This window comes from Caloramator quimbayensis, from assembly GCF_900167605.1.
GTDB lineage: Bacteria > Bacillota > Clostridia > Clostridiales > Caloramatoraceae > Caloramator_B > Caloramator_B quimbayensis.
Window position 1 is genome coordinate 39,750 of sequence record NZ_FUYH01000019.1, and the last position, 10,738, is coordinate 50,487.

The 10,738-nt window shown below is 33.6% G+C and carries 9 protein-coding genes; all 9 read right to left on the reverse strand.

All coding sequences use genetic code 11. The annotated features are described in order from the left end of the window. Nucleotides 1-45: 45 nt before the first annotated feature. Nucleotides 46-1,149, reverse strand: coding sequence for an ABC transporter permease subunit (locus B5D15_RS11340; protein ID WP_078697242.1), 1,104 nt, complete (start codon nucleotides 1,147-1,149; stop codon nucleotides 46-48). Between the two features lie 4 nt (nucleotides 1,150-1,153). Then, on the reverse strand, nucleotides 1,154-2,188 hold the full coding sequence (locus tag B5D15_RS11345) for an ABC transporter permease subunit (RefSeq protein ID WP_078697243.1): 1,035 nt from the start codon (nucleotides 2,186-2,188) through the stop codon (nucleotides 1,154-1,156). After that, on the reverse strand, nucleotides 2,175-3,803 hold the full coding sequence (locus tag B5D15_RS11350) for a sugar ABC transporter ATP-binding protein (RefSeq protein WP_078697244.1): 1,629 nt from the start codon (nucleotides 3,801-3,803) through the stop codon (nucleotides 2,175-2,177). Before B5D15_RS11350 ends, B5D15_RS11345 begins: the two co-directional genes overlap by 14 nt. Before the next feature lie 82 nt (nucleotides 3,804-3,885). Next, a complete protein-coding gene (locus tag B5D15_RS11355) occupies nucleotides 3,886-5,124 on the reverse strand; it encodes a DUF3798 domain-containing protein (protein ID WP_341428974.1) in 1,239 nt (412 codons plus the stop codon). A 136-nt stretch (nucleotides 5,125-5,260) separates the two neighbouring features. Continuing rightward, on the reverse strand, nucleotides 5,261-5,911 hold the full coding sequence (locus B5D15_RS11360) for a response regulator (RefSeq protein ID WP_242948743.1): 651 nt from the start codon (nucleotides 5,909-5,911) through the stop codon (nucleotides 5,261-5,263). Between the two features lie 36 nt (nucleotides 5,912-5,947). Next, on the reverse strand, nucleotides 5,948-7,300 hold the full coding sequence (locus B5D15_RS11365; protein ID WP_078697245.1) for a sensor histidine kinase: 1,353 nt from the start codon (nucleotides 7,298-7,300) through the stop codon (nucleotides 5,948-5,950). Nucleotides 7,301-7,353: 53 nt separating this feature from the next. Then, nucleotides 7,354-7,959 (reverse strand): DUF6305 family protein, encoded by a 606-nt coding sequence (locus B5D15_RS11370; RefSeq protein WP_078697246.1) that lies wholly within the window; start codon nucleotides 7,957-7,959, stop codon nucleotides 7,354-7,356. A 21-nt stretch (nucleotides 7,960-7,980) separates the two neighbouring features. Continuing rightward, entirely contained in the window at nucleotides 7,981-9,612 is a 1,632-nt protein-coding gene (locus B5D15_RS11375; protein ID WP_207651467.1) for an ABC transporter substrate-binding protein, read from the reverse strand. A 153-nt stretch (nucleotides 9,613-9,765) separates the two neighbouring features. Then, nucleotides 9,766-10,329 carry an HD domain-containing protein gene (locus B5D15_RS11380; protein WP_078697247.1) on the reverse strand — a complete coding sequence of 188 codons (564 nt, stop codon included), beginning with the start codon at nucleotides 10,327-10,329 and terminating at the stop codon, nucleotides 9,766-9,768. Nucleotides 10,330-10,738 lie beyond the last annotated feature (409 nt).

Consider the following 10,738-nt stretch of genomic DNA (forward strand, 5'->3'; position numbering starts at 1 on the left):
GAACCGATATAACCTGATTTAAGGCCATATCGGTTCTTTTTTATATTATTTTGAAGTTTTTACATCAACTCTGAATTGAGCCCTGTCCATCTCCTTATCCTTTTGTCTCTTCCAAGCGTGAAGAACTAGTGCTATTGTTACAACACCATAGGAAACGAACATTCTAAAGTATTCCCCGAGCATAGCAGAACCTGTAAGGTTTTTACCTGCCATAGGCATTACTATAAACATAAGATGAAAAAGTCCTGTACCAACTATAGCATTTGCAATTGTCGCTCTGCTGACAGTTGCTCCTCCAACGAGTAGTGCAGCTGCAGCAAACAGCGCTGCCTGATCTGCTCCATTATAAGTGTTTATAGTCCCTATGTTTTGAAGATATATAATCTGTCCATAGCATGCAAGAACTGTAGATATTATAATAGATTGTATACGAGTCTTTTCTACTTTAATTCCTGCTGAATCAGCAACTCCCATATCCTGCCCTACAGCTCTCATATCCTGTCCAAGTTTTGTCTTTCTAAACCATGATGTAAATATACAAATCGCAACAATAATGAGAATTGTTCCAAAGGAAACAGGAACACCTCCTATTTTAACTCTTAATAATTTATCAAAGGCTCCTGCTGTATCAAGATTTATTGCGTTTCTAATACCATACCCTCTCGATAATAAAAGTTTAGGATTTTTAATAGGTATTATGCTTCCGCATAGATATAAAAGGAAAAACTGATATATACCTGATATAAAAAGCCCGAGCATCATGGACGTAATCATTTCGCGCCCCTTGGCCCTGTTTAAAACCCCACCGCTGAAATATCCAAGAAGTATGGCTATTGGAGTTGATATTATCATAGCAATAACTAATCCTAAAACATCTCTTATGCCCCAATCTGTAACAAAGATAAGCCCTATTTGTCCTGCCATTGCTCCTAAAACCATTCCAAAGTTTATACCCATACCAGCCATAACGGGAAGTAAAAGCGAGAGCACAAGGAATGTGTCCCTTGTCAATCGTGTTACTATCTCCCTTACGAGATATAGCCCTGTAAATTTAGAAAGGGGTATTGCTATTACGCTTATTACTATAAAAAGAATAGGTACTGCGCTGTCTATTAAAAATCTTTTTAATGAATCACTCTTAAGCTTCATGTTTCTACCTCGCTTTCCTTGTTAAGGCATATACTATCATACCATTTGATACTATAATTCTTATAACTTCTGAAACGTCTATGCTTATAGCACTGTTTATAACCGATGGCGTCATAGTAAGTATGCCTTGAAAGAGTATTGTACCAATAATAACGTTGGCAATCGATGCTTTATTTACAGATGCTCCTCCTAAAAGTACTGCTGCAACCGATGGGAAAACAAAGGATAACGGAGCATTGAACATCTGGATGAAACCGAAGCTTTGCTGATAAACGATAATACCTATAGCTGCTAATATTGTAGAAAAGATTACAGATATTACTCTCATCTTATCCACATCTATACCTGCTGCCCTTGCATATTCTGGGTTAGATCCTACTGCCGTTATAGCAGCACCGATTTTTGTTCTAAAAAACGCCCACACAATAAAACTCATTAAAGCAAAGAATATAAACATACCCGTAGGGAATGTAAAATGTTCAGTAAATTTAATCTTTAGAAAATCGCTTATTATGTGATACCAATATTCTTGAACGCTTATGGTAACACGAAGTCCCGTACCCTTAAATCCTTGGACACTCGATGGGTTTTTAAAAGGAAGAACTATCCACATCATATTCATAAAGAATATAAATGAAAAACCAACATAGGTTGCAATTATCATTTCGTCCCCTTTAACCCTGTTTAACAGTTTGCCGTAAAAATATCCGAATATCGTAGCAGCAATAATAGCAATTAAAAATGCTGCCAAAATTCCTGCAGGACCTGTTAATTTAAATTCAAGACTCATTACAGCTCCTATAAGTCCAGCAACAAGTCCTACGGGTATACCAAAATTAAGCCCGCAGCCTGATTGTATCATTGGAACCATTGATAAAACAAGAATAGCATTCATTCCAAATCTGACAAAAACATCATTTAAAGACATATCAGTTGATACACCGAAAAATGGCCCCGCAATGAACAAGGATATTAAGAATAATGCTATAATTATACGTGGCCAGCCAAAGCTTTTTATAAATTGGTTAATTCTGTTCATTGCTTTCACCTTCTTCCTCAAGTTTATCTATTCCAGACATTAAAAGACCAAAATCAGTAACCGAAGCCTTTGCTGAAAGTATTCCAGCTACTTTACCTTCACTTACAATCGCAATCCTGTCGCAAATTGAACGAAGCTCTTCAAGTTCTGAGGATACCATAATAATAGTAGTATTGTTTTCTTCATTGTATCGTCTTAATGCATCAAGAACTAATTTTTTAGCTCCTACATCTATACCTCTTGTAGGTTCCGAAACAAATAAAAGCGTAGGCTCAAGAGCAAAAGCCTTTGCAAGGCAAACCTTCTGCTGATTTCCTCCTGATAGCTGTCTTGCCTTTTGCTTTTCGCTTGTGCACTTAATATCAAGCTCTTTAATGTATTTTTCAGCACATTCCTTTATTGCCTTATTATCGCACCATTTAATAAGTCCGCCTAATAATTTTTTAATAAATTTATCATGAACCTGCATAGCATTAAATGCTATATTCATATCAATAGGTTCATCAAGTAAAAGTCCAACACCTCGTCTGTCCTCAGAAACAAAAGCAAGTCCACTTTTAAGCGCATTATATGTGTTGTTTAAAGCAAGGTTTTTATCGTTAAAAGTGACTTCTCCTCCTGAAGGGAATAATCCCATAATTCCGTTTGGGATCCCAAGTTTTCCTTGACCTGCAAGTCCGCCTATTCCAAAAATCTCTCCTCTTCTCACTTTAAAGTTAACATCCCTTACCGTTTCACCTGGCATGTCTACCCAAAGATTCTTAACCTCGAGGATTATATCCTTATCATCAAAATCCTCCTCATTTTTTATATGAACACTTTTTTCACCTTCAACGGAGCGTCCTACCATCCACTCTGCAATCTGCCTTATTTCAACGCCCTTTGTTGGTCTTTCAACTATAACTACTCCATCCCTTAATACTACAAGTTTATCGCATATTGAAATTATTTCGTTTAATCTGTGGGATATAAAAATAATTGAAACTCCTGAATCAGCAAGCTTTCTCATGGCTTTTAAAAGTATTTCTGCTTCAGACTCAGTAAGAACTGCCGTCGGTTCATCAAGCACAAGAAGTTTTACCTTTTCTCTATCTATTTCCCTTGCGATTTCGATAAACTGCTTATGCCCAACAGGCATTTCTGAGATTAAAGTATCAGGGTCTATATCAACCCCTAAAGTTTCGATTGCAATCTGAGCTGATTTTTTCATCTCTTTTTCATCTATAGTTTCAAGCCTTTTACCGAAAATTTTAGATATAACATTAGGCTTAGTTTTCTCTACATTAAGAAGTATGTTCTCTGCGGCTGTAAATCCAGGTATTAGGGAAAACTCCTGATGAACCATTCCAATTCCTGAATTAAGCGCTTCAAGAGGGCTTTTAAAATTTATTTTTTCTCCGTCAAGATATATATTTCCTTCATATCCTCCAGTTTCCTGAATAACGTTCATACCAAAGAGTATCTTCATAAGTGTTGACTTACCTGCACCATTTTCACCAACAAGTCCTAATATTTCCCCTTTTTTAAGGGTAAAATTTACATCCTTTAAAACTCTATTTCCTTCAAATTGTTTTCCAACGTTTTCAACTTTTAATAAAATGTTTCCCTCCGACATTTTTTCACCTCTACACTTAGTCGAATTATTCTTTAAAACAAGTATCCACTCGCTAGGCGAGTGGCTACTTGTCATCAATAAATTACTTTATGCTGTTATATTTCTCTGGAATTGTCTCCTTAGTCTGTCCAAGATATCCCTGTCCTAAAACATATGTGTCTTGGTAAACTAAAACGTGATTCTTCTTTTCTTCTCCAGTTGCAACATCCATATAATATGAACCGTTCCATTCAGCACCTGGAGTATACTTTTCAAAGCACTTCATTAAATCTTCAAATGAATCCTTCTTTGCAGTTCCTTCAACTACTCTCTTACCAAACTCTGCAAGAGCCTCTGTTGTTGTATAGTTAAAGGAATATGCCCAAGTTCCCATTCTCTTTCCGCCGCCTTTAGCAATAACTGTATCTTCAACCTTCTTTAAAATTGCTGGCCAGTTACCTGCTTCAGCTTTAAGGTCTATTCCAAAAGCTCCTGGATATCCCATAATAGGTGATGGAAGGTCTGGTTCAACAAATATTGCACCAAGTTCAGCAACCTTCTTTAATAGAGGCTCAGTCTGAGCATCGTTAGTACAGAAGAAAGCTGTATCCTTACCATATTTCTTAACCCATTCTGGCATCTTTTCAAGTATGAACTGCTGAGCACCAGGAATTCCAACGTCGCTCATTGGGTCTGGAGCTGTTTCAAAAGCAAACTTTAATCCTAAATCCTTACAAGCTTCTTCCATAATCTTTCTTCTTCTTGATAAAAGCTCAATACTCATATGTCTTGGGAATGAAATATGAACAAAAGTTTTTGCTCCCATTTTCTTTGCTGCAAGAATCATAAGGTATCCACGCTTTATATTGTCAGCATCAACAACAAGATCTGATGCCTCTTCAATCATGTTAGGATCTTCCTGTGGTATACCAGCAAGAAGTAATATGTCCGGTCTTATTTCCCTAATCTTCTTAAATGCTGCAACAGTTCCAGGAACTGACTGATTTACAACTATAACCTTCATAAGAGGGTCATCAGCAAGTCCTGCAATCTGAGCAATGGTTGTCTCCTGCTCCTGCATGAAATTATCAGGATAAGTAACGTGCTTTACTATTCCTCCGTTATCAACGTCACCGTATTCCTTTATAAAAGCTTCCGCACCTCTAAGTTCATCCTCTGATTGTGCAACAGTTCCAGTTACGATTCCAATGTGGAACTTTTGCTCCTGTGTCTGATTCTGCTGCTGAGAATTCTGAGAACTTTGATTGTTCTCCTTTTGACCGCATGCAGCTAAGCTTAAAGTCATAATAGCTGCAAGCATAAAAGCTATTACTCTTTTCAATAATATCCCTCCCTAAAATTTTGTTTAAAATAAATAAATATGTAAATATATATTTCTTTATGCATATAAATATTCCTATTTTTATAACATTTTTCTCTGAAAATTTTTTAAATGGAATTTAAAACAATATAATCCTTCATTTTTTTATTTTTGTCGATAATTTGTATTTGTTTTTAGGTCTTCCAAGCTGCCCATACTGTGGCATTATTTCTACGATTTCTTCTTCCAATAAATATTGTATATACCTATGAACTGTCTGATATGCAAGGTTTACACCCTTTGTAATTTCGTCTATCGTTAACGCTTCGTTAGATTTTAAATAATCGCATATCAAATCAAGGGTTGCCTGACTTATACCCTTTTCAATGAAAACCTGCTTTCTTTCCCTTTCATAATTTTTTTGCATATCGTTAATCATCAAATTTATTTTTATACGAGATATAAGGTCAGGAGTCCTAATGGGCTTTAACGCAAAATCGCTGGCACCTGCAGCTATAAACTTCTCCGCTATTTCCTGTCGTTCATCAACTGTAAGAACTAATATAGACACGGTTCCATCAAATTCACGTATTTTTTTAACCGTAGTAAGTCCATCCCAATCCGGCATATGGTAATCAACAATTACAAGATTAGGCTTTATTTTTCTGCAAAGCTCACTTCCCTCCTTGCCGTTTTGTGCTACTATACCTTCCCATCCTGCATATTCGCAGATTTCTTTAATGGTGTATTGTATATCTACCTCATCATCGATTATAATAATTTTCTTCATATTAAAAGTTTTATTCATAAAAATCACCTCATATGATTAAAGTTTTTTAATATATCAAGCAGAAGGCAGATATATTAAAACAGTCGTACCTTCTTCTTTTGTGCTTAAAATTTCTATTTTCCCTTCATTTTCTTCCACAACTTTCTTTGCAAACCAAAGTCCAAGACCTGATGTATTGTTTGTAGAATAACCCATCTCAAAAATCTTTATAATTTCCCCTTCGTCTATTCCAATGCCATTATCTTTTACTATTATTTTAACTCCTTCATTTAAGGGTTTTGCTTCAAAAACGATATGCTTAAAAGGTTTTATGCATGGAACAATTATTGCATTTTCAAGTATATTCATTATTGCCCTTGCCATTCTAATCTTATTCACATATAAATCGGGAACACCTTCATAAATTTTAATATCTATTTTTATGGAATTATCCTCTAAAGGCAGCTGAGCTCTTACATAATTTATAAGTTCCTCAGTTTTAATTTTTTGTTTTGAGCTCTCATATAAAAAACAGGAAATCATTTCATTCATCTTATCTACAGAACCCTCAATCCTCTGACAGTATTCCTGTATCTTATCATAGTCCTTTGATATTGAAAGAAGCGAGCTAAGACCTCTTATTGTTACAAGAGGTGTTTTTAAATCATGCACAAGGGTTTTCATTTCATTATTTATTCTGCTTTGCATTATTTTTGCTTTCATGTTTTGTATCTCTTTTTGTTTCTCATAATTGTCTTTAATAATCCTCATATTTTTTGAATAACTTACAAAAAGCGTTGAAGTTGTAAAAGCTAAAAAAATGAGCGGCAGAAAAAATGCCCATCCAGTAAAATTTAAAACTGCTGCTGAATTCAAATAAAGTGCTGCTATTTTTATGCTGTAGGGTATATCTGTTTGGCCAATATGATATGGCGAAAAAAGAGGCATTATATTAATCCATTGAAAAGCAAAGAAAACTTGAAAGGACATTATAAAAACAATAAAAAAGCTGTTTGTTTCTTGAAACAATTTTTCATATATTAAAAGGCATATTATAAAGGATAATGCTGTTGTTATGAGCTCCTGCTGAAAATTCAATATGAAACTAAAAAAATAAAAAACAGATGCTATGAAAATAGATATACATAATAATTTAATCCCTTCATAGGATTTTCTTATCTTAATATAATGCATTATAAATATTATTCCCAAAAACATAATACTATTTTGAAGAGCATATAAAAAGCTCATTACTGCCGATGCTAAAATGAGATGTCCGCTATCCCCTAAAGTAACAGCCTCTTTAATCCTATATATTATATTAAACCATGAATTCTTCGTAATAAGAGGAAAATAAATGCTAATTATTAAAAGCATAATCCCAAAAATTATATATATATATTTAAAATAAAGTTCCTTTTTTTTCATAGAAAAACCTCTCTTAAAAAACTTGTCCAAGAACTGCCCCTATGTTTCAAAGATTATTTAAAAGCAGATGAAAATGGTTCAAGAATGTCATTAACCTTATTTATTAATGTAAGTGGTATTTTATTATCCTTAGCAAGATTTGATATATATTTATCCTTATCTGCCTGTTTATTGGCTATTAAATAATCTGTATTGCTGCATAATATTTCAAGGAGTTCATCTGTTTTATTATTTCTTCTCTCATATCCTCCAAGCATAATTGTTATGACTTTCTTATTCTCTTCCTTTGCTTTTTTTAAAATCCCAATTATTCTTTTTTTCTCCTCATCATAGCTCATATCATGCATCTTTTCCCCAATACTGCTGTAACCTACTGCAAACACTACTGTATTTATACCCTCTAAATCCTCCTCAGTAGCTTTTGGCATAAAATAATTGTGTATTGCAAGTTTATTTGCCGCATCGCATATTATATATACATCAGAGCTTTGACCTGCCGATGTAATTAAAGCGTATTCCTTTGCAATAGGCTGAGGGAGGCTTGGAAGCAAAAGAACATTTATATAGCTTTGATTTTTGTGAAGTTTTCCATATTCACTTATGATTATTAATATTGCAAAAAACACAATAAAATAAATAACATAGTTCTTTCTCTTCATAATATCTGCTCCTGCGCATTATTATCTAAATTCAATATCCACATTTTCTAATGATTCATTCATAGTCATTGAAGGTACATAACCTTTTACACAGGGATTTGCAACTATAACCGGCATATTGTGCGTTAAAGGAATTGATGGCATATCATCATTAATAATGGCAAGAACTTTTTTATATAAAAGTTTTCTAAACTCTGTATCATTGGTCTGACGTGCCTGTGTCAATAGCATGTCCACATCATTGTTTTTATAAAAAGAATAATTAGAAGCCACCCCATGTTTAGCATTCTGTGATGATAGGAGGGTATATAAAAAATTATCTGGGTCCATATTATCTCCGCTCCAACCTATTAAAGCCATCTCATGTTCTCCATTTTTTATCCTATTTAAATACTCAGACCAATTTAAAGTTTTTACTGTTACGTTTATATTTACTTTACTCAGACTATTTTTAATGTACATAGCGGTTTCAAGGGGTTTTGGCATGTAACTCCTCGAGCTGTTCATAACCCATAATGTTGTTTTAAAACCCTTTGAATATCCTGCTTTCTTTAAAAGCTCCTTTGCCTTTTTAATATCATATTCTCTTTTATCAATTCCATCATCGTATCCTATAAAAAGAGGAGGTATAAAAGTTTTTGCCGGCTTTGCAAAATCTGAATAAACTTGTTTTATTAAATCATCCTTATCTATTGCATAGCTTATAGCTGTTCGTACATCCTTTTTACTAAAGGGCAGTTTTTCATTATTTAAAGCTATATATGAAACATTTAAACAAGGTCTTAATATTAGTCTATAATCCGTTTCATTTTTAATTGCAGCTGCATCATCAGGATTTATGTCGTCAGCTATGTGAATATTCCCTTGCTTTAACTGCTCTATTCTATCTTTGTCAGAGGGTATAACCTTAAACTCTATTTCATCAACCTTTGCCTTAATTCCATAGTACTCATTGTTTTTAATTAGGGTTATGCTCTCATTGGGCTTCCAGCTTTTGAGCATAAAGGGCCCTGTGCCAACTGGATGCTTGTATACATCATTTTTATATTCTTTAATAGAATCAGGACTTGCAATGCCAAAAACAGGCATAGCAAGAGAGCTTAAAAAAGGAGCATAGGGTTTATTAAGCTTTATTTCGACAGTATAATTATTAACTGCAGTGACCTCCTTTATAATTCCAGGAAACCCGTTAAATACGTAATTATAATATTCAAACTCTCCATTATGATAAATATTATCCTTGTCCATCCACCTTCTAAAATTAAACACAACAGCGTCTGCATCAAAAGCTGTGCCGTCATGAAATTTAACTCCCTGCCTTAAACGAAATGTAAAAACAAGTCCATCCTCGCTATATTTATAGCTTGCTGCAAGCCCTGGAATTATTTCTTTTCCCTCTTTTTCATATTTAACAAGAGTTTCAAATATATTAGAAGTAACTCTTAAAGAATCGATATCGGTTACATTCGCAGGATCCAACCCTAAAGAATCATTTGCACGTCCAATTATAAGCTTCTTTGTTTTATAAACATTATTATAATTTTCGGGAAGTTTTTCCTTCATATCATTTCTACTGCTTTCATATTCAATTGTAATCATTAAAGTTAATAATATCATTAAAGAAATTGCAATTTTTCTTATCCACTCTTTCATTTTCATACCTCCATTATGTAGGTATTAGCAATTTATTAAATCTAATTTTAGCGGATAAATATGAAAAATGCAAAATATATTATTGTAATCTTTTACATAATTTAAAATTTCACCTCTTAAAAGTAAAAAGTGCAGCATATGCTGCACTAAAAATTATAATCCTAAAACATCTGATATTTCGCACATTGCATTCAAAGAAAGCTGTGCAAAGTCCTCAAAGCTTATTCCAAGGTTTTCAATCGACCTCATAGCCTCTCTGTTTGCCCCGGCTGCAAACCTTACCTCGTCCATCCTTTTTACTATTGATTTTACCTTTACACTTTTAACTTTCTTATCGGGATAGACTAATGCAATAGCTGTTATAAATCCCGTTATTGGATCAGAGGCATAAAGTGCTCTATCTAAAAAATTAGTTATAGGTGTTTTTGTAGCTTCGTTGTGGGCGAGTATTGCATGATACATCTCTTCATCGCCAAAAGAAACTTCTTTCAAAATTTCGATAGTTTTTGGTCCATGAAGAGTAGGGTCGTTTTTCCAGTCAACTAAATCTGCATCTAAGTCATGAAGAAGTCCTGACACTCCCCAGAAATCTACTCTTTCTGGATCAAATCTTTTTGCTAAAGCTCTCATAACGCTCTCAACAGCATATGAGTGTTTTATTAAATGTGGTGAAGTTAAGTGCTTTTCTAAAAGCTTTACCGCTCTTTCTCTTTCCATTTTTATCCTCCATAATCTTTCAAATTTTAACAATATTATAATATTTAAATCATAATTATTCAAACATGTTTCAAACAGAGATTTCGCACTTGAAAATTTTTAGGGCGATAAGCCCGTTGATTTATAATGGTTAAGAAATAGTAAGTAGAAATTAGGTATTTTCCGATTTTTACTGGAAAATATAGAGAAAAAAATTGCATAAAGAAAGCATCCTTTTTATAATAGTTTTACCACAAACAAACATAAAAAGGATGCTGATGAAATGAACAAAAGTTATTTAAAACAAATGCTCACTTACTTTTCTAAAGTATATCATCTTGGAGAAAAAATCAATACCTTAAATAAAAAAAGAGTGAAATCCCCATTTGAAATTTCAACGATTACATTTGTAGTTTTGTTTGCATTTATG